Raw genomic sequence first — 22213 nt, 5'->3', positions numbered from 1 at the left:
CGATATCACATTCTTGCGACACAGAGAATGTGGCTCCGGTTGATCGCATTTCCGCTATCGGGTGCTATTGTCTTGCCATCACACGACTGAAGTGGGAGTGGTAATGGCTCAACGTACCCTCGTCCAGCTTATCGACGATATCGACGGTACGACTGTGGCGAACGGCAAGGGCGAGACGATCGAGTTCGGCATCGATGGCGTGCTGTACGAGATCGACCTGGCGGACAAGAACGCGAAGCGCTTCCGGGACGCTCTTGCTCCCTTCGTGGGATCGGCTCGCAAGGTGAGCGCCCGAGGCGCGCGCCGCGTGAGTGGTGGGCGTTCGGCCAGGGCCGACAAGGCGCAAACTCAGGCGATTCGGGAATGGGCCAAGGAAAACGGATACGAAATCAGTGACCGTGGCCGAATCCCCGCGACAATCATCGAGGCCTACAACGCCGAGTAGTGACTGTACCGTCACGTCGAACAGAACTCCCCCGCCACGCCGGCGGGGGAGTTTGCTTTTGCCCGCCGATTACCTGTTCGAACGGTGCCGATCCTGGCCGCCCAATCCACGACGACTGGCGTCCGGCAACAGGCGAATCCGGAGAGGATCGAATCGCGGGACGGCCCATTCGAAGGGAGCTACCAAGGATGCCTCAGGTCCTTACGCTTGTCGGTCCACGTTCGCTGGAGATTCGCAAGGTCGAAGCACAATCGGGGTTGCTGCCGGGTCAGGCCCGGTTGCGGAGCGTCGTCAGTGGAATCAGCCACGGCACCGAGCTGAACCTCTACCGCGGGACGTCGCCGTTCCACGACAAGGACTTCGACCGCGAGGCGCGGCTGTTTCGCCCTCGTGCTGAGGCGAACGAGACTCAGCACGGCATCGGGTACGAGCTCGTCAGCGAGGTCGTCGAGGTCGCGACGGACGTCACCGCCCTGGCCGTCGGCGACCTCGTCCACTCCCCCAACGGCCACTGCGACGAGCTGGTCGTCGACGTCGCCCGGGCGATGGCGGCCGAGCTGCCCCTCAGCAAGCTGCCGCCGACCGACAAGCCCGAGCGCGGCGTGTTCCTCGCCCTCGCCGGGGTCGCGCTCAACGCCACGCACGACGCGAACGTCAAGCTGGGCGACACGGTCATGGTCTCCGGGCTCGGCGTGATCGGCCAGCTCATCGTCCAGCTGGCCCGGCTGAACGGCGCCACCACGGTGATCGGCGTCGACCCGGTCGCCGCCCGGCGCGAGCTGGCGGAGACGTTCGGCGCCACCACGATCGACCCGAAGGCGGTCGAGGAGTCGGTGGGCTGGTCGGTCCACCAGGCCAACGGCGGCGTGGGCGTCGACACCGCGATCGAGACGTCCGGGACCTACCGAGGCCTGCACGCCGCGATCGCCTCGGTCGCGGTCGGCGGGCGGATCGTGAGCGTCGGCTTCTTCCGAGGCGACGCCGGCTCCGACCTCGCGCTCGGCGAGGAGTGGCACCACAACCGCCCGCAGCTGGTGTCGAGCATGGGCGTCTGGGCCTGCCCGCACCGCGACTACCCGCGGTGGAACCGGCCGCGGGTCTCGAGGACGGTCAACGAGCTGCTGTTCGGCGGCCAGCTACGGGTCGACGAGCTGCTCACCGAGCGGGTGCCGTTCGCCGACGCCCCGAGCGCGTACGCGAAGCTCGACGACGACCCCGAGGCGACGATGAAGATCGCGCTCACGTACCGATGAACGCGACGATCCGGTCGATGGCCGGGCGTGCCTCGGGGATGGGCAACAGCGGGTAGACGTGGACGAGGTCCGGCTGGTCGACGAGCTCGACCACCGGGCCGCCTCGTTCGGCGAAGTCCCGAGCCTGTGGCGCGAGGCAGTCCCTGCTGCCGACGAACACCAGCGTCGGCGGCAGGTTCGTCTGGTCGGCGAACAGCGGGCTGACCTCGAGCCGCGCGGGATCGTCGTTCCCCGCCCAGAGCCTGCCGGCCTCGCGTCCGCCGTCGACGCCCAGCCAGGGGTCGATCCGGTCGATCCGAACGGACTCCGGCGACGACACTGTGGCGTCCAGGAACGGTGCGATCAGCACGACCCGGCGCGGGACGACTCCCGCGGCGATCGCCTGGTGGACGAGTGCCAGAGCGAGGCCGCCGCCAGCGGAGTCGCCCATCACGGTGACGGACTCCGTGACGAGGCTCCCCAACGAGGGAAGGCTGTCGCGCCAGGTGTGTGCCGGCGCCTTCGGGTACAGCGGGACGGTGACGGTGGCGTCGAGTCGCTCGGCAAGCTGGGTGATCAGCGTCCAGTGCTGTTTGGCGATCTCGAAGACGTAGCCGCCGCCGTGCAGATACAGCAGCCGGCGCGAACGGCCGCCGGACCCAGCCGTGACCGTGTAGACGGGGAAGCCCAGCGAGTCGTCTCGCACGGCGCCCTCGGGAGGCGGCGCCGGCTCGTGCGCCTTCGCAATCGCCGCGTGCAGGCCAGCCGCCGAGGCCCAGCGGTGCTTGCGCGTCAGGCGGAGGAAGGGGACAGCGATGCCGTGCAGGAGGCTCGGCATCGGGCTACGCCCAGTCGCCGTGCCAGTCGAGCACGACGGTGGCGCCCTCGGCTGTCAGGTCCAGCACCAGGTGGTCGGGCATGGCGATCCGGCGCCAGCCCTCGAGGTCGGGCGATGCGCCGGTCAGGGCGGCGACGAGCAGCGTGAACGCCGTACCGTGGCCGGCCAGCGCGACGTCGTCAACGGCCGGCAGCGCGCGCACGGCGGCCACGATCCGTTCGGTCGTCGCCCGCCCAGTCTCCCAACCCGGGAGCGCGGGAACGTCCGGCTCGAGCATCGACCGCGACACGATCGCGTGCCACTCCTTGCCGCCGAGCCAGGGTCCAGCCGGTCGTTCCATCTCGCGCAGGCCCTCGACGACGGTCACCTTGCCGGCCGCCAGAGCCTCCGCGGTGCCGAGCGCCTTGGGCTCGGGCGAGGAGTACCAGGTCGCGTCGGCCGGGAGCCGCCCCGACGTACGCAAGGCCGCGAGACCCTCGGCCGCCTCCGGGGCGAGTGGCCAGGACGCGTTCGGCTCGCCCTCGGTGACGAGCGGCCGCCCGTGCCGAACGAGGTGCAGCCTCATCCGATCGGGATGAGCAGCGTCAGCACGATCCAGCTCACCAGCGCCGACGGGAGCAGCGAGTCGAGCCGGTCCATCACGCCGCCGTGGCCGGGCAGGACGTGACCCATGTCCTTGATGCCGAGGTCGCGCTTCAGCGCCGACTCGACCAGGTCGCCCGGCGTCGCGGTCAACGTCACGACCGCGCCCAGCACGAGGCCGGCCAGCCAGTGCCCGTCGAACAGGAACCAGCCGCCGGCCGTACCGACCGCGAGGCAGAGGACGGCCGAGCCGGCCAGCCCCTCCCAGGTCTTCTTCGGGCTGATCGACGGCGCGAGCGGGTGCTTCCCGAACAGCATGCCGGCCGCGAGCCCGCCGACGTCCGACATCACGGTCACCGCGGCGAAGAGCAGCACGCGGTACGCGCCGTCCTCTGGTCGCAGCATGAGGATCGCGAACGCGGCGAGGAACGGTACGTACAGCGCGACGAAGAAGCTCGCGGTGATGTCACGGACGAACCCCTCGCGGGGGCCGGTGATCCGCCAGAAGCAGACCGCCAACGTACAAAGGCCGAGCGCCGCCGCAAGCACGCCGGCGCCGCCGATGTACCCGCCCGCGATCATGCCGATCACGCCGGCCTGCATGGGGATCAGCGGAAGTCGTACGCCGGACGGGCGGAGCGCCTGGGCCAGCTCGACCACGCCGATGCCGACGATGATCACGACCAGGACGACGAACGCGACCTTGAAGACCAGGAGCGAGACGATGACCGCGCCGGCCATGAGGGTGCCCACGCCGATGGCGGCGGCGAGGTCGCGGCCGGGACGTTCCGTCGTCGGCAGCGCTTCCTCGTTGACAGGCACGTCGGGAACGCCGTTCGGCGCGGCCGCGGCCGGAACGGTCGCGTCGGCTCCACCGGGAGGAGCGATCGCCTCGGCTCCGTCCGGTTCCTGCGAGCTCTGCGCCCCGGTCACGGCGTCATGCACGACGAGGCCTGGGGCCGTGCCACCCCGCCAAGCACCACACCGAAGGTCGCCTAGGTCGTGTCGCGAAAATAGCGACGGCTGCCAACGGGCGCGCGGCGCATCGCGCCCGGCTGGGTGTGGTGCAGGTCAAGGCCATATCCGTCATACGTCCGCAGATCTGCAACGCAGCCAGGCGGGATGTGAGGTGTCGCGCGCCAGGCGATCTTTTCGTGACACGGCCTAGACCTCGAGGATCTCTGCTTCTTTGTGCTTGACCAGTTCATCGATCTGCTCGACGTACTTGTGGGTCAAGCCTTCCAGCCGCTTCTCGCCGCGAGCCACGTCGTCCTCGCCGGCGTCGCCGTCGCGGGACAGCTTGTCGAGCGCCTCCTTGGCGTGCCGCCGCACGCCACGGACGGAGACCCGCCCCTCCTCGGCCTTGTTCCGCGCGAGCTTCACGTACTCCTTGCGACGTTCCTCGGTGAGCTCCGGGAGCGCGATGCGGATCACGGCGCCGTCGTTGTTCGGGTTCACCCCGAGGTCGGAGTCGCGGATGGACTTCTCGATCGCGTGCAGCGCGTTCTTGTCGTACGGCGTGATCACGACGAGGCGGGCCTCGGGGATGTGGAACGAAGCGATCTGCTGGATCGGCGTCGGCGTCCCGTAGTACTCGGCCTCGATCTTGGAGAACATCGCCGGGTGGGCGCGTCCGGTCCGAATCGTGGCGAAGTCTTCCTTGGCGAACTCGACGGCCTTACCCATCTTCTGCTCGGCCTCGGCAAGGGTCTGGTCGATGGTCACGGTCGGGTTCTCCTTGTCCTTCGGCGGTCGTTTCGGGGTGGCGGGTCAGCCGTCCGCCGAAACGAGTGTTCCGATCCTCTCACCTCGGATGACACGCGCGATGTTGCCGTCCTCGCGGAGGTTGAAGACGATGATCGGCAGGTTGTGCTCCATGCACAAGCTGAACGCGGTGGCATCCGCCACGCGGAACCCGCGCTGGAGGCACTCGGCGAAGCTGATCCGTTCGAACTTCGTCGCCGTCGGCACCTTCTTCGGGTCGGCGTCGTACACGCCGTCGACCGAGGTCGCCTTCAGCAGGATCTGGGCACCGATCTCCAGCGCGCGCTGGGCGCCGACGGTGTCGGTGGTGAAGTACGGCATGCCGCTGCCCGCGCCGAAGATCACCACGCGGCCCTTCTCCAGGTGCCGGATGGCGCGGCGCGGGATGTACGGCTCGGCGATCTGCCCCATCGTGATCGCCGTCTGGACGCGGGTGTCGACGCCGCGCTTCTCCAGGAAGTCCTGCAGGGCGAGGCAGTTCATCACCGTGCCGAGCATGCCCATGTAGTCGGCCCGGGCGTGGTCCATGCCGCCCTCGGACAGCTCGGCGCCGCGGAAGTAGTTGCCGCCGCCGACCACCACGGCCACCTGGACGCCGGTCTTCACCACGTCGGCGACCTGGCTGGCGATGTTCGACACGACCTCGGGGTCCACCCCGAGCTTGCCGCCACCGAACACCTCGCCGGACAGCTTCAGCACCACGCGCTGGTACGGCGCGGGCTCGAAGTCGGCCGGCGGCAAGGCCGGGATCGTCTCAGTCGTCAAAGCCACTCCCTCATGATCCCGGCCTCCCGTTCGATCGCGCGCTTCGGCTCCTCGGTCAGGCCTGCTGACCGGCGGGCTCGGCGGCCACGAACCGGGCGAACCGGCTGACGGTCACGCCGGCGGCCTCGAGAACCTGGCCGACGGTCTTCTTGTCGTCGTGCACCGACGTCTGCTCCAGGAGGACGCGTTCGGCGTAGAACTTCTTCAGCCGACCCTCGACGATCCTGGGCAGGATCTGCTCGGGCTTGCCCTCACTGCGGGCGAAGTCCTCGGCCTCCTTGCGCTCGGCGTCCACGACCTCGGTCGGGATGTCCTCGCGGGAGACGTACAGCGGTGCCATCGCCGCGATCTGCATCGCGGCCGTACGCGCGGCGCTCTCGTCGGAGCCCGCGTACTCGATGAGCACGCCCACCTGCGGCGGCAGACCGGGGTCACGCCGGTGCAGGTAGGTGGTCGTGGTGCCGTCGTACACCGCGACGCCGCCGATGGCGATCTTCTCGCCGATCACGGCGGCGAGGGCGGCGAGGCCCTCGGTTACCGCGCGACCGTCGAGGAGCTGCTGCTGGAGCAGCTCCTCGGCGCTGGTCACCTTGTTCGCGATCGCGACGTCGAGCAGCTCGTCGGCGAGCGCGAGGAACTTCTCGTTCTTCGCGACGAAGTCGGTCTCGCACTTGAGCTCGAGGATGGCGCCGTCCTTGGAGACGACGGCGCCGTTCGACGCCTCGCGCTCGACGCCACGCTTCGCGGCCTTCTCCTGGACCCGGACCTTCAGCGCGTCCAGGGCCTTGTCGAAGTCGCCGTCGGCCTCCGTGAGGGCCTTCTTGCAGTCCATGAACCCGGCGCCGGTCTCGTCCCGGAGCCGCTTGACGTCTGCAGCGGAGAACGTGCTCATCAGCTTTCTCTGTCGCTTTCCTCTATGTGGTGGTGCGTGGGTGGTGGGTCTACTTCTCCTCGGCGGGAGCCTCTTCGGCGGCGGGCGCCTCGGTGGTCTCGGCCGTCTCGGCCTCGGCAGCGGGGGCTTCGGCGGGCGTCTCGACGGTCTCGGCGGGCGCCTCGACTGCCTCCACGACGGGCTCCGCGACGGGCTCCGGCGTAGCTTCCGGGGCTTCCGCGACGGCCGTGGCGGTCGCCGTGGCCTGCGCGGCCGGGGCGGCCTCGCCGTTCGCCGCCGCCGTCACGGAGCTCTCCGCGTCGGCACGGGCGAGCAGCTCGCGCTCCCACTCGGGCAGCGGCTCCTCGACACCGAGCTCGGCGCCGACCTGGGCCGGCTCGTTCTCGCCGCCGGCGGCACCGACGCGCGACATCAGGCCGTCGGCCACGGCGTCGGCGACGATCCGGGTGAGCAGCGCGACCGAACGGATCGCGTCGTCGTTGCCGGGGATCGGGTACGTGACCTCGTCGGGGTCGCAGTTCGTGTCGAGGATCGCGATCACCGGGATGCCGAGCTTCTTGGCCTCGTCGACCGCGAGGTGCTCCTTCTTGGTGTCGACGATCCACACCGCGCTGGGCACTCGCTGCATGCGGCGGATACCGCCGAGCGTGCGGTCCAGCTTGTCCCGCTCACGGCGGAGCTGCAGCAGCTCCTTCTTGGTGAGGCCGGACGCGGCGACGTCGTCGAAGTCCATCTCCTCGAGCTCCTTGAGCCGCTGGAGACGCTTGTAGACGGTCTGGAAGTTGGTGAGCATGCCGCCCAGCCAGCGCTGGTTGACGTACGGCATGCCAACGCGCGTCGCCTGCTCGGCGATCGCTTCCTGGCCCTGCTTCTTGGTGCCGACGAACAGCACCGCACCGCCGCGGGCGACGGTCTCCTTGACGAACTGGTACGCCCGGTCGATGTAGGCCAGCGACTGGCGCAGATCGATGATGTAGATGCCGTTGCGGTCGGTGAGGATGTACCGCTTCATCTTCGGGTTCCAGCGCCTGGTCTGGTGCCCGAAGTGGACGCCGCTCTCGAGGAGCTGGCGCATGGTGACGACGGCCATGGCCGCGTTACCTCCTGGTCTCGGTTCCTGGCTCCGGTCGGTCGACCGGCGCCCCTGACGCCCGCGCGCACCGCTTCCCAGCGTGCTGGGACCGAGTCGGTGCGCCCGCTACCTAGCGGCATGCGAGCGTGCGTGATGTCATGCATGAACACCCCGGCCACTGCTGGGTGGTCGGGATACCTCCGCAAGTCTACTGGACTCGCTGGTTGAGCTCTCGGTGGCCGTCGTTTCGTCCACAGCGCGCGGATTCCACGGGTTGTCCACAGGTTGCGTTCGAGCGACTCCGCTCCGTGTCATCCCCGGCCAAGATCGACGCATGACGAATCCATCGACTCGCCTCGCGCTCGTGGTCCTGGCCCTGCTGGGGTGGTGGTGCCTGTGCACGGGTCCCGCCTCGGCTGGTGCCACGGCCTGGCAGTGGCCGCTGTCGCCGCGCCCGGAGGTGCTGCGCGGCTTCCACCCGCCGCCGGTGCCGTGGGGAGCTGGGCACCGCGGCGTGGACCTGGCCGCGTCGGCGGGGCAGACCGTCCGGTCCGCGGGCGCGGGTCAGGTGTCGTACGCGGGCGTGCTCGCCGGTCGCGGAGTGGTTGTCGTCCGGCACGGGGAGCTGCGGTCGACGTACGAGCCGGTGGCTTCGTCCGTGACGGTGGGGACGCGGGTGGCGGCAGGTGCCGCCTTGGGAACGGTGGAGGCGGCCGGTCACTGCACAGGTCGGACCTGCCTGCACTGGGGGCTGAAGCGCGGCGCGGAGTATCTGGACCCGCTCGCCCTGGTCGGCCTCGGCCCGCCGCGGCTGTTGCCGCTGGACTCGTCGTCGGTCTCGGCTGCCTCGTCGCCCTCGCCTTCGGTCGCGGCGCCTGCTGGGCCGCAGCGCGCGGGGGTGGCGGCCTTGGCGGATGCGTTGGGCCCGTTCGCCGCACCGGCGGCCGGCGCCGTCGCGGGTGCGGTCGTAGCCGGCGTAATGCTCCGCCGCGCCCTACCACCCACCGGCGGCAGCCCTCCCCCGCCACCGCGTACCCCCGCCGCACCGGGCGCGGTGATCAACCTCGATGAGGTCCGCCGACGCCTCCGGAGGTCCGCATGACCATCCTCCGCCGCCTGCTCCGCCGCCTGCTCGGCCGCCTGGGATGGCATGCCCGCCACCGCCCATCGGCAGTGGCAGAGCGCGGGAGCGGCGCGGGCGTGGCCACCGCGGAAGCGGTCGTGGCCGGCGTGACGCGCCGCCGCGCCCTGCCACCACGCACACCCGCCGCACCGGGCGCGGTGATCAACCTCGATGAGGTCCGCCGGCGCCTCCGGAGGTCCGCATGACCACCCTCCGCCGCCTGCTCCACCGCTTGCTCCGCCGCCTGGGATGGAACGCCCACCAGCGTCCATCGGCGGGCCGCCACCGGCGCGGACGCCACGCAGACCGGCTCGCGTCAGGCGCGGGGGTGGGCCTGTTGGTAGACCTTGCGGAGCCGTTCGGTCGAGACGTGCGTGTAGATCTGCGTGGTCCCCAGGGACGCGTGGCCGAGCAGCTCCTGCACGCTCCGAAGATCGGCGCCGCCCTCGAGCAGGTGGGTGGCCGCGGAGTGCCGGAGTCCGTGCGGCCCAAGGTCGGGGGCGCCGGGGACGTCGGCGAGGCGTTGGTGGACCAGCCGCCGAACGGCGCGCTGGTCGAGCCTTCCGCCGCGGGCGCCGAGGAACAAAGCAGGCCCGCTGCCGTTCCGGACCAGCGTCGGGCGGACGGCGAGCCAGGCCTTCACCGCGGCAGCCGCGGGTTGGCCGAACGGCACCGACCGTTCCTTGTCGCCCTTGCCGATGACGCGGACGATGTTGCGGTCGAAGTCCAGGTCGTCGACATCGAGGCCGACCAGCTCGCCGACCCGGATGCCGCAGGCGTAGAGCAGTTCGAGGATCGCCCGGTCGCGGGCACCGGCGGGCGTGCCGTCGTCGGCGGCGACCATGGCCACCTGCAGAAGCTCGGCGGCCTCGTCCTGGCGGAGGACGGGCGGCAGCGTGCGGTGCGCCTTGGGCGTGCCGAGCAGCAGCCCAGGGTCGGACGCGAGCAGCCCCCGTCGATGCGCCCAGGCGGTGAACGTACGGGCCGCCGCGCCCCGCCGGGCGAGCGTGGTCCGGGCCTTGCCGGTGGCCTGGAGCCGGCCGAGCCAGCCGCGGAGAACGTGGATGTCGAGCTCGTCGAGGTTCTCGGGGCCGGCGACGCCGGCGTGGGCGAGCAGGCTGGCGAGGTCGCCTGTGTAGGCACGCACGGTGTGCCGCGACAGGTTGCGCTCGGCCGCCAGGTGGCGGGCGAACTCCGCGACCACCTCGGCGGCACCATCCGGCAGTTCCTCAGGCATCACAGTCGACGGTGCATCGCCGCAGCGCCCGAGGCAAGCGCGCCACGCACATCACGCACGTCACGCCGACAGGCTGCCGAGCTGGTTGACCTCGACGATGCGGACGACGGCTTCGCCGGCCTCGTCCGACGCCGCGAGGTCGACCTCGGCGCTGATGCCCCAGTCGTGGTCGCCCTCGGGGTCGGCGAAGATCTGCCGCACCACCCACACGTCCGGCCGTTCCTCGATCATCAACAGGTGCGGGCCGCGCGCGTCGGCATCGGTGCCGAGGACGTCGTACAGCTCGAAATACGGCTCGACTGCCTCGCGCCAGCGGTCGGCGTCCCAGCCCCACTCGGCGTCGAGCTCACCGAGCAGGTCGTAGCGCCGGAGCGCGGCCAGCTCGACGCGGCGGAAGAGGTGGTTCCGGACGAGCACCTTGAACGCCCGGACGTTGCCGGTGAGCTTCGGGGCCCCACCCGGGCGCACCGCGTCGACCTCGGTGCCGTCGGGGGTACGGAGCCGTTCCCACTCGTCGAGCAGGCTCGAGTCGACCTGCCGGACCAGCTCGCCGAGCCACTCGATGACGTCCACGAGCTCCTCGGTGCGCGCGGACTCCGGCACGGTCTGCTTCAGCGCCTTGTACGCGTCGGCGAGGTAGCGGAGTACGAGTCCCTCGGACCGCGCCAGTTGGTAGAAGCTGACGTACTCGGTGAAGGTGAGCGCCCGCTCGAACATGTCGCGGGCGACGGACTTCGGCTTGAACTCGTAGTCGGCGACCCACGGGTGCCCGCGGCGATACAGGTCGTACGCCGCCTCGAGCAGGTCGTAGAGAGGCATCGGATAGGTGACGTCCTCGAGCAGCGCCATGCGCTCCTCGTACTCGAGGCCGTCGGCCTTCATCTGCGCGACCGCTTCGCCCTTCGCCTTGGACAGTTGGGCGGACAGCACCGGGCGCGGGTTCTCCAGCGTCGCCTCGATCACCGACAACACGTCGAGCGCGTACGTCGGCGACTCCTTGTCGAGCAGTTCGAGCGAGGCGAGCGCGAGCGGCGACAGCGGCTGGTTGAGCGCGAAGTCGAGCTGCAGGTCGACGGTGAGCCGGGCGAACCTGCCGTCCTCGTCGCGAGTCGGCAGTTGCTCGACGACGCCGGCGGCGAGCAGCGCGCGGTAGATCGCGATCGCGCGGCGGATGTGCCTGAGCTGCGCCGGGCGGTCCTCGTGGTTGTCGGTGAGCAGGTGCCGCATGCTGTCGAACGCGTCACCAGGGCGGCTGATCACGTTCAGCAGCATCGAGTGCGTGACCGCGAAGCTGGAGGTGAGCGGCTCGGGTTCGGCCGCGACGAGCCGGTCGAACGTCGGCTGCGCCCAGGACACGAAGTCGCCGGACGGCTTCTTCTTGACGATCTTCCGCTTCTTCTTGGGATCGTCGCCGGCCTTGGCGATCGCGCGTTCGTTCTCCACGACGTGCTCGGGCGCCTGGACGACGACAGTGCCCGCGGTGTCGTAGCCGGCGCGGCCAGCGCGGCCGGCGATCTGGTGGAACTCGCGGGCGCGCAGGTGCCGGGTCTTGACGCCGTCGTACTTGCTCAGCGCGGTGAAGACGACAGTACGGATCGGCACGTTGATGCCGACGCCGAGCGTGTCGGTGCCGCAGATCACCTTGAGCAGGCCCGCCTGGGCGAGCTGTTCGACGAGGCGCCGGTACTTGGGCAACATGCCGGCGTGGTGGATGCCGATGCCGTGCCGGATGACGCGGGACAGCGCCTTGCCGAAGCCGGCGCTGAACCGGAAGCCGCCGATCAGCTCGGCGATCGCGTCCTTCTCCGCACGCGTGCAGACGTTGATGCTGGTGAGCGCCTGCGCGCGTTCGACGGCGGAGGCCTGGGTGAAGTGCACGACGTAGATCGGCGCCAGTCCGTCGGCGAGCAGCCGTTCCAACGTCTCGTGCATCGCCGTGAGCACGTACCTGTACTCCAGCGGGACGGGCCGTTCGACCGACGCCACGACCGCCGTCGTACGGCCGGTCCGGCGGGTGAGGTCCTTCTCGAAGTGGGAGACGTCGCCGAGCGTCGCCGACATCAGCAGGAACTGGGCGGCGGGGAGCTCGAGCAGCGGGACCTGCCAGGCCCAGCCGCGGTCGGGTTCGGCGTAGAAGTGGAACTCGTCCATGACGACCTGGCCGATGTCCGCGTACGTGCCCTCGCGCAGCGCGACGTTCGCGAGGATCTCGGCGGTCGCGCAGATGATCGGAGCGGTCGGGTTCACGGCGGCGTCGCCGGTCATCATGCCGACCTGGTCGGCGCCGAAGACCTTGCAGAGCGCGAAGAACTTCTCCGAGACCAGGGCCTTGATCGGTGCCGTGTAGAACGTGCGCTTGCCCTGCGCTAGGGCGACGAAGTGGGCGCCGGTCGCGACCAGGCTCTTCCCCGAGCCGGTCGGGGTGCTGAGGATCACGTTCGAACCGGAGACGATCTCGATCAGCGCGTCCTGCTGCGCCGGGTACAGCTCGAAGCCCTCGCCGGACGCCCACGTGACGAACGTGTCGTAGAGCGTGTCCGGATCGGGATCGGCCGGGAGCAGGTCGGTCAGAGTCGTCATGGTCCTTCGATCGTATTGACAAGCCTCGTACGGAAGCCGCACGGCCGTCCCAAGATACTTGACATCGGTCACTCTTGCCCAAATACTCGACTCAGAGTACTTGACCGCGAGCAGGGAGATCGGATGCCGAAGCGTGGGGCCATCAGCCCGCTGGGGCTCGCTGTGCTCGGCAGCCTGATCGAGAAGCCGCGGCATCCGTACGAGATCTCGACCACGCTCAAGGAGCGGGGCAAGGAACGCAGCATCAAGCTCAACTACGGATCGCTGTACTCGGTCGTCGAGTCGCTGGAGAAGCAGGGGCTGATCGCCGAGCACGAGATCGTTCGGGACGGCAGGCGGCCTGAGCGCACCGTCTATCGGATCACTCCGGCCGGCGAGAAGGTGCTCGAGGACACGATCACCGAGATGCTCGGCAATCCGGTGAAGGAGTTCACCCAGCTCGAGGCGGCGCTGGCGTTGGCGCCGGCGGTGTCTCCCGACCGGTTCGTCGAACTACTCGACCAACGCGTCACCAAGCTCGTCGCGACGCTCGACGAGCTCGAGGCCGAGGCCAACCAGCCGGAGGCGGCCGCACTCCCCCGGTTGTTCTGGATCGAGCACGAGTATCACCGGGCGATGGTGCGCGCGGAACGGGACTTCGTCGAGGCGATCGTGAGGGACATGCGGGAGGACAACCTGCCCGGGTTGGATTTCTGGCGCCGTGCCTACGAGCTGAAGGCGGCCGGAGTCTCGTTCGAGGAGGCGACCGCCGATGTCGACAAGAACTTCGGCCCGGGAGCGAACTGGCTCCGCGACCTGAAGGGGATGGGCTTCATGTAAGCGTGAAAGGGCTCCTGGTCGACGTGCGGCAACACCTCGACCAGGAGCCGGAACCCTCGGAGTCGGTCCGCGAACGAACCTGACACCAAGGCGCAGGGACCACGATAGGTCACGCCAGGCTCGTACGGCCGACTCCTTCCACACCACCTTTGTGAAGGAGTCTGCAGATGGCTGTGCCTTCTGGTCGACTGGCGTTGGAAGCCAGCGACCTCGTCAAGACCTACGGCCCGAGCGGGCGCGGCAAGGAGCCGGTGCGCGCGTTGAACGGGCTGAACCTCGCCGTACCGCACGGGACCGTGTTCGGGTTGCTCGGACCGAACGGTGCCGGCAAGTCCACCACGGTGAAGATCCTCACCACCTTGTCGCGCGCCGACTCCGGCGATGCGCGCGTGATGGGGCTCGACGTCGTCAAGTCCCAGAACGCGGTACGGCTCGCGATCGGGTACGTGTCGCAGAAGTCTGGGTCCGATGTCGACGCGACCGGGCGGGAGAATCTCGTTCTGCAGGGGCGGATCTACGGTCTGTCGCGTTCGGCGGCCACGCGTCGGGCGGAGGAGCTGCTCGACCGGTTCGGGCTCGGTGAGGCCGCGAACCGCATCGTGCGTGGGTATTCGGGCGGGATGCAACGCAAGCTTGACGTCGCGCTCGGGCTCGTTCATCGACCGCAGGTGTTGTTCTTGGACGAGCCGACGACGGGCCTCGACCCCGAGGCGCGCGCGGACATGTGGGCGGAGATCGAGAAGCTGACAGGGCAGGACGGGCTCACCGTTCTGCTGACGACGCACTACCTGGAGGAGGCCGATCGGCTCGCGGGGCAGCTGGCGATCGTGGACCGCGGCGCCGTCGTGGTCGAGGGGTCGCCGGAGTCGTTGAAGGCTTCGCTACGCGGCGATGCGATCCAGATCGACCTGGCGGGCGCTTCGTTGGGTTCGCAGGCTGCCTCGCTGCTGTCGCGGCTGCCGGGCGTGCGCGAGGTCGTCGTGGACGGAGCCGTGGTGCGGTGCCGGGTGGACAGCGGGGCGACCGCGGTGCCTGCCGTGCTTGGGCTCTTGGACGACGGAGGCGTGGCGGTGTCGTCGGTGACGACGTCGCGCCCGTCGCTGGACGATGTGTACCTGCGGCACACCGGGCGGTCGTTCTCGGCCGCCGAGCTCGCCGACGAGTCTGCTTCGAGGAGGGCCGCATGATGGCTGCTGTGACTGTTTCGCCTTCTGTCGTTGAGCATTCACGACCGCGTGGGTTGCTCTCGCACTCCACGTTCATCGCGGGGCGTTGGCTGCGGGCGCAGCTGCGGCAGCCGTTGTACATCGTGTTCACGCTGGTGCAGCCGGCGATCTGGCTGCTCTTGTTCGGGCAGCTGTTCAAGAACCTGGCGCAGCTGCCCGGGTTCGGCGGCGGGTCGTACATCTCGTACCTGACGCCGGGCATCGTGATCATGACGGCCCTGATGGGTGCGGGGTGGAGTGGTTCGAACTTCATCACCGACATCGATCGCGGGATCATGGACCGGATGCTGACGTCGCCGGTGCGGCGTGGTGCGCTGATGATCGGGCAGCTCGTGTCGCAGTCCGCGGCGACCGTGGTGCAGGCGGTGATCGTCGTGCTGATCGGGCTTCTGGCGGGAGCGTCGTACGCCGGTGGCGTGCTCGGCCTGCTGGTGACGGTGCTGATGGGCGTGCTGCTCGGCGCGGCGTTCGCTTCGTTGTCGAACGCGGTGGCCCTGTTGGCGCGGAAGCAGGAGTCGCTGATCGCGATCTCCCAGTTCGTCTCGCTGCCGTTGACGTTCCTGTCGTCGGTGATGATGGCGCCGGCGCTGATGCCGTCGTGGTTGGCGTCGGTGTCGAAGTTCAACCCGGTCGACTGGGCCGTGGTCGCGTCGCGCGAGGCGCTGTCGGCATCGCCTGACTGGTCAGTGGTGTTGACGCGCGGCGGCCTCCTGCTGGCGTTCGCGTTGGTGATCGGCTGGCTGTCGACGCGAGCGTTCGCGGCGTATCAGCGTTCGGCGTAGGGAAGGTTGCGGAGAATGCCGGCGACGACGGGGTCGAGTTGCCCATGGTCGCCGGCCTTCTCGATGGCCTGCGACCATCCCTGGTCGTCGCGTCTGGTGTCGAGGACGCGCTCGATCGCGCTCGGCTCGTCCTGGCCGAGCACGATGTGGTGAACGCGCCGCGCACTGTGCTGTTTCGCCCAGCTCCATTGGAGTTCTTCGAGCCGTGCGGCGGCTTCTCGGCTCTCGCTGGCCTGTCTCAGGAGGGTGTCGAGATCGGCGGTCAGCCTGAACGGTCTGGCGATCCATCGCTCGTCCGCTTGGCAGGCTTCGTCGTGGAGGAGGCTGTCCCACAGCGCGTCGACGACATGCTCGGCGAACGCGCCAGCGCTGATCTCGGGCTTGATCGCGGCGGACCGTACGGCCACCGCCTCGTCCACCCCGTAGGCGATCGCGGCTCTGAGCGCATCGAGCGGGACTTCCTCGATCTGCCTACGCAGTTCCTGCGCGACGGCGTTGCCTGGGCGCCCGACGAGCTGGGCGACAACCGCGGTCTCGATCCACCACCGCAACCCCGGCGTCGTGCGCACCAGCCGTTCACCCCGGAGAGACTGGCCATAGTCGATGCCGAGCAGCCCATAGTCTGCCCCACACCGCCCACTCTGTGCGGCAACAATCCCCCCGGCATCCCGAATCACGAGCGGGCGGGGAGCGGTTCTTCGGGGAAGATCTCTTCCCAGACGCGCTTCAGGAAGGCCTCGTCGCTGCCATCGCCATAGTGCGTCACGTCGAACAGCGCGTCCTCCGGAAGACCCTCAGTGTCACCCGACAGTGCCCGGCGGAGCTCCTGGACGAACGTCCGCGCGTCGATGTTCTGGTCCTCAATGGGCCGGTGGACCGCCGTGCGCAGAGTCTCAACCAGCCGTGGCGTTCTCTCGGGGTGAAAGAACTTGCCGGCATAGGAGATCAGCGTCGCGAACGGCTCGTCACGATTCTTGACCCGCGACACTTCCGGATCGCGTATGCGCCCAGGAACACTCACTGCTTGGTCCCTTCACGGTCCTGGAATCACTGGCGGGTGGGGAGAGCCTCCCCGGGGAAGATCTCCTCCCAGACCCGCTTGAGGAAGGCCTCATCTGTGCCATCGGAGTACTCGGCAGCGTCCCAGAGTGCCTCGTCCGGCAAGCCCACGGTGTCACCAGAGAGAGCCTGGCGGAGTTCCTTGACGAAGGCGCGGGTGTCGATGCCCTGCTCCTCGATCGGCTTGCGAACAGCTGCGCGCAAGGTATCGATGAGCCTGGGAGTGGTCTCTGGGTGAAAGAACGTCGCGGCGTAGTCGATGAGAATCGCGAAAGGCTCTTCGCGATTCTCATCCCGCGGTTCGTCGGGATCGCGCATGCGGCCAGGAAGACTCACTGGTCACCCGCGCGTCGGGAGAGGTTCTTCAGGGAAGAGCTCCCCCCAGACCCGCTTGAGAAACGCCTCGTCCGTGCGGTCGTAGTAATGCGTCACGTCGAAAAGGGCGTTCTCCGAAAGAAGTTCGGTGTCGCCAGAAAGAACTCGTCGGAGCTCCTCCACGAAGGTGCGCGTATCGATGTGCTGATCCTCGATCGGCCGATGCACAGCTGAACGGAGACGGTCGACGGCAGCCGGCTGCGTCTCAGGATTGAAGTACGTGGCCACGTAGGAGGTCAACGTGGCGAACGGCTCGTCGCGATTGCTGACCCGGGACTCTTCCGGATCGCGCATCCGACCGGGGACACTCACGACTCAACCCTTCGGGGACTCGCATGGAACGACACGATCTCGAATCCGCTCTTGTCGCGATTGAGGCCGAACTGCACGCTGAACATACCACCGGCAAACGACTCGATAGGACGGACGGCTGGCTCCGGGAGGTTCATATCGGCTGCCGACGAACGGACCTTCTCCTCAGCTTCGTCGGAGGTGAGGCCTTTGTCGATCTCGGCGCGGACTGCTCTGATCCAATCTCGCCGGTCGGCTGTCGCCTCCTTCATGTTGTCGCCCGCGAGTTCGTAGCCGCTGATCGCCGCGTGACCGTCCGGACCGAGGATCTCGTCGATCGGGATGTCCCGTATCGCTAGGGGCTCGTTGTCGCGGACGAAGGGGCCTGAGAGGGCGTCCTTGACCCGAGGGTGCTCGGCGATCCGGGCGTAGGTGGTGGCGTAGGCGACGGGGTCGGGGATGTGGGTGGCGTAGCCCCAGCAGTCGTGGAGGCGGCCCTGGCCGAAGAAGTCGTTGGAGCGGAGGTACTCGGGGCTGTTCTCTGGGTGATGCGGGTCGCGCTGGTAGAGGGCTCGGTCGTGTTGGCCCTGGTCGCCGCGCCAGCCTTCGTGGCGTTGGAGGTCGTGGCCTACGGACTGGTCGCGCTCGACGTACACCGACTGGACTAGCGGGTCCGCGTCGGCGGCTTCTTTGAGCCAGGGCGACTTGTCGTTCCCCTTCTCCGCGATGTAGTCGGCGTTCTTCCGAACGGTCTCCGGCGGGAGCTCGTCGCCGTGGTGGCGGCGGAGGACGTCGCCGGCTGTCTCGTTCTTGCCAACGGGGGTGTCGAGGGTCCAGGGCTTGCGCTCGGTCTCGGCGGGCCGGTCTTGGTGCGACTTGATGACCCGTTCGATCTCCGGGGTCAGGTACTTGCCGTCGTACTGGCGCGGGTCCGGGAGAGCGTCCGGCGGGGCGAGGGGTTCCAGCCGGCTCGGCCTGTCGGTCGTCTCGGTCGTCGGCGGCGGACGGTCGATCGGCGGCATTGGTTCAGACTAGCCGCGGGTGAGGGCGTCGCCTCCGCGCAAGGAGTCGATCTTCCAGATGCCGGCGACCTTGGCGACCTGGAACGTCGTGGTCATGATCGTTGCGGACTGGCCACCGCCGCCGCCCAGCTGGATGGTTGCGCGTACGGTCGCGTTCACCCGGTCCGGGGACTCGTCCACCGACGTCGATGTCAGCTGGACGGGCAGCTGGTCGGTGAACCGCTCCGAGCAGTACGACTCCTTCAGCTCGGGGTTCGCCTCACTGGGGGCTGTGCCGTTGGGCATCGATTGCCTGACCAGCTGTTGCTTCCCACGGTCGGTGAACTGGTTCCACAACCGATCACAGTCCTGCTGCCCGTACGCCTCGACATACGCCTGGACCGGAGCGTCGGGTTTGTCCGCTCCGAGCACACCTGTCACGTACAGCAGCGTCGATCCGCCGACCACGAGCAAGCCCACCACGGTGAGCAAGATCCCCACCGTCCGGGCGGTCTTGCGCACTGGTGTGGGTGGTGCTGGTGCCGGTGGTTCCGGCTCCAACGAGATCGTCGGATCGAAGGGAGGCTGCGACCCCATCGGACCTCCTCGGCGACCTTTCCTCGCCCAAAGAGTACCTACCACCCTGCGAAACCAAACCGAAAGAACATGATCAGCTCCCGGTCCGCTCCACCGTGGAGGCGTGCCGGTTTCGGGTCCGCTCGGCGGCTGACAGTCTCCAGCCTGCGCCAACGTGTTCGACAAAGCCAAGCAGAAGCAGGTGACCGAGCACGGCCAACGTTTCGTCCACCGGCACGCCGGCGGTCGCGGCGAGCTGCGCGATGCCCTGGAACTGCTGGACGGGAACGCACTCCAGCACCTGCTGTGACCTGCGGTCCAGGGCGTCGCGGGCCCGCTGCTCCCCCGCCTTCACCGGCGCGAGGTCGTCGCCGATCCGGCCGATCTGCTCGGCGATCTCGGCACTGTCGGTGACGAGGATTGCGCCCGCGTCGCGGATCAACTGGTTCGTGCCAGCCGAAAGCGGCGAGAGGACCGAACCAGGGATCGCCATCACCTCGCGTTGACACCGGTGAGCCCAGGCGGCGGTGTTGAGGGCGCCGCTGCGGAGCGCGGCCTCGACGACCACCGTTCCCTCGCTGAGGGCGGCGATGAGCCTGTTGCGTACGAGGAACCGCGGCCGCCGCGGGGTCGAGCCGGGCGGCACCTCGCTGACCAGCAGGCCCTCCTCGGCGATGCGGTCGAACAGCGCGGCGTGCGCTCGGGGGTACGGGATGTCGACTCCGCAGGCGAGGACGGCGACCGTGTACCCGTTCGCGGCGAGGGCGCCACGGTGGGCCGCGACATCGATGCCGAACGCGCCGCCGGAGACGATCGTGACGCCTCGATCGGCCAGCCCGGCTGCGAGTTCACCGGCGACGTGGGTGCCGTACTGGGTGGCCGACCGGGCGCCGACGATGGCGCAGGCGCGCTGGGTGATCACGCCGAGCTCGAGTGATCCTCGTACCCACAGGGCGAGCGGTTCGCCGCCGGCGCCCTCGGTCGACTCGGACTCGGCGAGGACGTCGAGTTGCACTGGCCACTCGGGATCGCCTGGGCAGACGAGCCATGCTCCGGCCTTGGCCGCGCGATCGAGGTCGGCACCGGGCTCGCTGGCGGCCAGTCTCGCCTGGAGATCTTGGAGAGCGGTGCCCGGGTAGCTGCCGTTCCGGATGGCTTGGAGCGTTGCCTCGGGTCCGTGCTCGGCGACGAATCTTGCGAGGATGACGTTGCCGGGCTCGCTGAGTCCGGTGAGCGCGGCGCGGGCGAGGCGCTCGTCGTCGGAGACTTCGGTCATCCGACCCTCCTGATGTCGGTGGTCGTTCGCTTGTCGACGGGTTCGTGGCCGAGGCGCAGGGTGAGCGCGACCATCACGTCGTCCTTGGTGGGTTGGTCGCGTCCGGCGAGGTCGGCGAGCGACCACGACAGGCGGAGAACGCGGTCGGCGCCGCGGGCGGTGATCCAGCCGCCGGTGAGCTGGTTGTCGACGAGCGGCATCGAGCCGGGCTCGGCGGGCCAGCTGCGGCGGAGGATGTGGCCGGGGACCTGGGCGTTCAGCGACCAGGGCGTGTCCCGGTAGCGGTGTTCTTGTCGTTTGCGGGCCTCGGCGACGCGGGCGGCGACGACCTCGGAGGACTCGACGGACGAACGGTCGGCGAGCATCTCGGCGCGGGAGACCTGCTCGACGGTCTGGACGATGTCGATGCGGTCACGAATCGGGCCGGAGAGGCGTTGGGCGTAGCGCTGGCGGACGATCGGGGAGCAGACGCAGTGGATGCCCTTGCCGACAAACTTGCCGCAGGGACAGGGGTTTGCGGCGAGGACGAGCTGGAACTTGGCGGGGAACCGCGCGGCGCCCTCGGATCTGGCGATGACGACTTCGCCGTGCTCGAGGGGTTGGCGAAGCGTCTCGAGCACTTCGGGCCGGAACTCGGGGGCCTCGTCGAGAAACAGCACACCGTGGTGGGCAAGCGAGATCGAGCCCGGTCTCGGAATGCGGGCTCCGCCGCCGACGATCGCGGCGGTGCTGGCCGTGTGGTGCGGGTCGCAAAACGGGGGTCGGGTGATGAGCGGCGCGTCGGGTGGGAGTGTGCCGGCGACGGAGTGGATGGCCGAGACTTCCAACGAGCGTGCGGCATTCAGGTCCGGGAGCAGGGTGGGGAGACGTTCGGCGAGCATGGTCTTTCCGCCGCCGGGCGGTCCGGAGAAGAACAGATGGTGGCCGCCCGCCGCGGCGACTTCGAGGGCCTTGCGCGCGACGGCCTGTCCGACGACCTCGGCGAGATCGAGGCCAGCGAGCCGCCCGGCGCTGGCGACGACGCCGTGGGTGTGTTGGCGGATCTCGGACTCTTCGTACGCTGGCTCGTCGGGGAGCTCGTCCTCGCGAAGGACGGCGAGGAGTTGGCGGAGGGAGCGGATGCCGAGGACTTCGGCGTCCTCGATGAGTCTGGCCTCGGCGACGTTCGGCTCGGGGACGACGAACCTGCGGTAACCGGCCTGGGCTGCGGCGAGGACGGCGGGGAGGATGCCGCGGGTGTATCGCGCGCGACCGTTCAGCCCGAGCTCGCCGAGGAAGACGATGCCGTCGATCGACTCTTGCTTGAGGAAGTCGGATGCGGCGAGGACGGCGACGGCGATCGCGATGTCGAAATGCGAGCCGGACTTGGGCAGCGTGGCAGGTGAGAGGCCGATGGTGATCTTCTGGGACGGCCAGTCGACGTTGGAGTTGGTGACTGCCGCTCGGACGCGGTCGCGAGACTCGTTGAGCGTCTTGTCGGGCAGGCCGACGATGCCGAACGAGGGCAGCCCGCCGCCGAGATAGGCCTCGACCTCGACGAGGTGGCCCTCGATGCCGATCAGCGCGACGCACCGAGTGCGGGCGGTGCTCATCGGAGCCTCCGGGAAGTGGTGGCACTCCTGGGAGGCGTCGAGTCAGGGGTGGCTGGCCTGCGGCCAGTGGAGGTGGCAGGTGGTGGGGAGGTGGAGATATCGCGGGAGGGCATGCTGATCGCCGGCACGCCCACTGCGCGGGTCGCGGGGGTGGTTGGCGCGCGGCCAGTGGTGGTGGGGATGACAGCTGCCATCCGACGTTCTCTCAAGCAGGCAAAAGAAACTGGTGCTGTCGCAGGTCGTGCGGCGGGTGTCGGTTGGTAGGGGTGGCGGTAGTAGGGCGGGGACATCAGGCGGCGTCCTGGAGGTGGTTGATGGTGGGGGCTTCTTCGGGCTTGCAGAGGACGCCGATGACGTCGACGCGGACCTTCTTGATGCGTAGGTCGTGGTGGTCGAGGTAGCGGGACGCGAGGTTCCGGAGGCGGGCTGCCTTCTCGCGGGTGACGGCTTCCAGCGGGGTTCCGTAACCCGTTCCCGACCGGGTCTTCACCTCGCAGACCACGAGCGTGTCGCGGTCGCGCGCGACGATGTCGATCTCGCCGAGGTCGCAGCGCCAGTTGCGGCTGATCACCTCGTATCCGGCCGACTTCAGGTGCTTCACCGCGACCGCTTCGCCGAACTTTCCCAACATGTCCTTCGTGTGCATCGGGCACCTCCTTCGGCCTCCACCGTGCCGGGCCCAAGAC

General features: G+C 69.1%; 24 protein-coding genes. 6 read left to right on the top strand and 18 right to left on the bottom strand.

Features of this window, described 5'->3' with window-relative positions; genetic code table 11:
• The first annotated feature begins 103 nt into the window (after positions 1-103).
• Positions 104-445: a histone-like nucleoid-structuring protein Lsr2 gene (locus tag JOD67_RS17200; RefSeq protein ID WP_205118612.1), complete on the top strand. Its 342-nt coding sequence runs from the start codon at positions 104-106 to the stop codon at positions 443-445.
• A 188-nt stretch (positions 446-633) separates the two neighbouring features.
• Complete coding sequence (locus JOD67_RS17195; protein ID WP_205118611.1) at positions 634-1698, top strand: zinc-binding dehydrogenase; 1065 nt, start codon at positions 634-636, stop codon at positions 1696-1698.
• On the opposite strand, the gene JOD67_RS17190 is transcribed toward JOD67_RS17195, so the two are convergent.
• From JOD67_RS17190 to rpsB, 7 genes are all read right to left on the bottom strand, one after another.
• Entirely contained in the window at positions 1685-2515 is an 831-nt protein-coding gene (locus tag JOD67_RS17190; RefSeq protein ID WP_205118610.1) for an alpha/beta hydrolase fold domain-containing protein, read from the bottom strand. The two genes, JOD67_RS17195 and JOD67_RS17190, sit on opposite strands and share 14 nt — an antisense overlap.
• Positions 2516-2519: 4 nt before the next feature.
• Positions 2520-3080: a histidine phosphatase family protein gene (locus JOD67_RS17185; protein ID WP_205118609.1), complete on the bottom strand. Its 561-nt coding sequence runs from the start codon at positions 3078-3080 to the stop codon at positions 2520-2522.
• On the bottom strand, positions 3077-4042 hold the full coding sequence (locus tag JOD67_RS17180; RefSeq protein WP_307782431.1) for a phosphatidate cytidylyltransferase: 966 nt from the start codon (positions 4040-4042) through the stop codon (positions 3077-3079). The genes JOD67_RS17185 and JOD67_RS17180 overlap by 4 nt, the downstream gene beginning before the upstream one ends.
• 219 nt (positions 4043-4261) lie before the next feature.
• A complete protein-coding gene (gene frr / locus JOD67_RS17175) occupies positions 4262-4816 on the bottom strand; it encodes a ribosome recycling factor (protein WP_372442366.1) in 555 nt (184 codons plus the stop codon).
• Between the two features lie 51 nt (positions 4817-4867).
• Entirely contained in the window at positions 4868-5626 is a 759-nt protein-coding gene (gene pyrH, locus JOD67_RS17170; RefSeq protein WP_205123036.1) for a UMP kinase, read from the bottom strand.
• 55 nt (positions 5627-5681) lie between these two features.
• Entirely contained in the window at positions 5682-6518 is an 837-nt protein-coding gene (gene tsf / locus JOD67_RS17165) for a translation elongation factor Ts (RefSeq protein ID WP_205118608.1), read from the bottom strand.
• A 49-nt stretch (positions 6519-6567) separates the two neighbouring features.
• A complete protein-coding gene (gene rpsB, locus JOD67_RS17160) occupies positions 6568-7608 on the bottom strand; it encodes a 30S ribosomal protein S2 (protein ID WP_205118607.1) in 1041 nt (346 codons plus the stop codon).
• 316 nt (positions 7609-7924) lie between these two features.
• On the opposite strand from rpsB, the gene JOD67_RS17155 reads away from it, so the two are divergent.
• Positions 7925-8692 (top strand): murein hydrolase activator EnvC family protein, encoded by a 768-nt coding sequence (locus tag JOD67_RS17155; RefSeq protein ID WP_205118606.1) that lies wholly within the window; start codon positions 7925-7927, stop codon positions 8690-8692.
• Between the two features lie 337 nt (positions 8693-9029).
• Here JOD67_RS17155 and JOD67_RS17150 read toward each other — a convergent pair whose 3' ends face one another.
• Together JOD67_RS17150 and JOD67_RS17145 are read right to left on the bottom strand one after the other, a co-directional pair.
• Positions 9030-9950 (bottom strand): tyrosine recombinase XerC, encoded by a 921-nt coding sequence (locus tag JOD67_RS17150; protein WP_205118605.1) that lies wholly within the window; start codon positions 9948-9950, stop codon positions 9030-9032.
• Between the two features lie 60 nt (positions 9951-10010).
• On the bottom strand, positions 10011-12530 hold the full coding sequence (locus JOD67_RS17145; RefSeq protein WP_205118604.1) for a DEAD/DEAH box helicase: 2520 nt from the start codon (positions 12528-12530) through the stop codon (positions 10011-10013).
• A 123-nt stretch (positions 12531-12653) separates the two neighbouring features.
• Here JOD67_RS17145 and JOD67_RS17140 point away from each other — a divergent pair, with 123 nt between their 5' ends.
• The 3 genes from JOD67_RS17140 (at position 12654) to JOD67_RS17130 (ending at position 15357) form a co-directional block, all read left to right on the top strand.
• Positions 12654-13349, top strand: a complete 696-nt coding sequence (locus JOD67_RS17140; RefSeq protein WP_205118603.1) for a PadR family transcriptional regulator — start codon at positions 12654-12656, stop codon at positions 13347-13349.
• A 167-nt stretch (positions 13350-13516) separates the two neighbouring features.
• A complete protein-coding gene (locus tag JOD67_RS17135; protein WP_205118602.1) occupies positions 13517-14536 on the top strand; it encodes an ATP-binding cassette domain-containing protein in 1020 nt (339 codons plus the stop codon).
• Entirely contained in the window at positions 14536-15357 is an 822-nt protein-coding gene (locus JOD67_RS17130; protein WP_205118601.1) for an ABC transporter permease, read from the top strand. Before JOD67_RS17135 ends, JOD67_RS17130 begins: the two co-directional genes overlap by 1 nt.
• Here JOD67_RS17130 and JOD67_RS17125 read toward each other — a convergent pair.
• The 9 genes from JOD67_RS17125 to JOD67_RS17085 all read right to left on the bottom strand — a co-directional run bounded on the left by JOD67_RS17125 (position 15342) and on the right by JOD67_RS17085 (position 22173).
• Positions 15342-15926, bottom strand: coding sequence for a hypothetical protein (locus tag JOD67_RS17125; RefSeq protein WP_205118600.1), 585 nt, complete (start codon positions 15924-15926; stop codon positions 15342-15344). The genes JOD67_RS17130 and JOD67_RS17125 overlap by 16 nt on opposite strands.
• 104 nt (positions 15927-16030) lie before the next feature.
• Positions 16031-16378 carry a hypothetical protein gene (locus tag JOD67_RS17120; RefSeq protein WP_205118599.1) on the bottom strand — a complete coding sequence of 116 codons (348 nt, stop codon included), beginning with the start codon at positions 16376-16378 and terminating at the stop codon, positions 16031-16033.
• Between the two features lie 26 nt (positions 16379-16404).
• Positions 16405-16734 carry a hypothetical protein gene (locus JOD67_RS17115; RefSeq protein ID WP_205118598.1) on the bottom strand — a complete coding sequence of 110 codons (330 nt, stop codon included), beginning with the start codon at positions 16732-16734 and terminating at the stop codon, positions 16405-16407.
• A gap of 21 nt (positions 16735-16755) precedes the next feature.
• Positions 16756-17103, bottom strand: a complete 348-nt coding sequence (locus JOD67_RS17110) for a hypothetical protein (protein ID WP_205118597.1) — start codon at positions 17101-17103, stop codon at positions 16756-16758.
• Positions 17100-18104: a hypothetical protein gene (locus JOD67_RS41235; RefSeq protein WP_205118596.1), complete on the bottom strand. Its 1005-nt coding sequence runs from the start codon at positions 18102-18104 to the stop codon at positions 17100-17102. Before JOD67_RS41235 ends, JOD67_RS17110 begins: the two co-directional genes overlap by 4 nt.
• A gap of 9 nt (positions 18105-18113) precedes the next feature.
• Complete coding sequence (locus tag JOD67_RS17100) at positions 18114-18680, bottom strand: hypothetical protein (RefSeq protein WP_205118595.1); 567 nt, start codon at positions 18678-18680, stop codon at positions 18114-18116.
• A 73-nt stretch (positions 18681-18753) separates the two neighbouring features.
• Positions 18754-19935, bottom strand: coding sequence for a DNA-processing protein DprA (gene dprA / locus JOD67_RS17095; protein ID WP_205118594.1), 1182 nt, complete (start codon positions 19933-19935; stop codon positions 18754-18756).
• Positions 19932-21527: a YifB family Mg chelatase-like AAA ATPase gene (locus JOD67_RS17090; RefSeq protein WP_205118593.1), complete on the bottom strand. Its 1596-nt coding sequence runs from the start codon at positions 21525-21527 to the stop codon at positions 19932-19934. The genes dprA and JOD67_RS17090 overlap by 4 nt, the downstream gene beginning before the upstream one ends.
• Before the next feature lie 289 nt (positions 21528-21816).
• On the bottom strand, positions 21817-22173 hold the full coding sequence (locus JOD67_RS17085) for a YraN family protein (RefSeq protein WP_205118592.1): 357 nt from the start codon (positions 22171-22173) through the stop codon (positions 21817-21819).
• Positions 22174-22213: the final 40 nt, after the last annotated feature.

The organism is Tenggerimyces flavus, from assembly GCF_016907715.1.
GTDB lineage: Bacteria > Actinomycetota > Actinomycetes > Propionibacteriales > Actinopolymorphaceae > Tenggerimyces > Tenggerimyces flavus.
The sequence above is the reverse complement of the archived record's forward strand: the minus strand, read 5'-3'. Positions and strand labels throughout refer to the sequence as shown.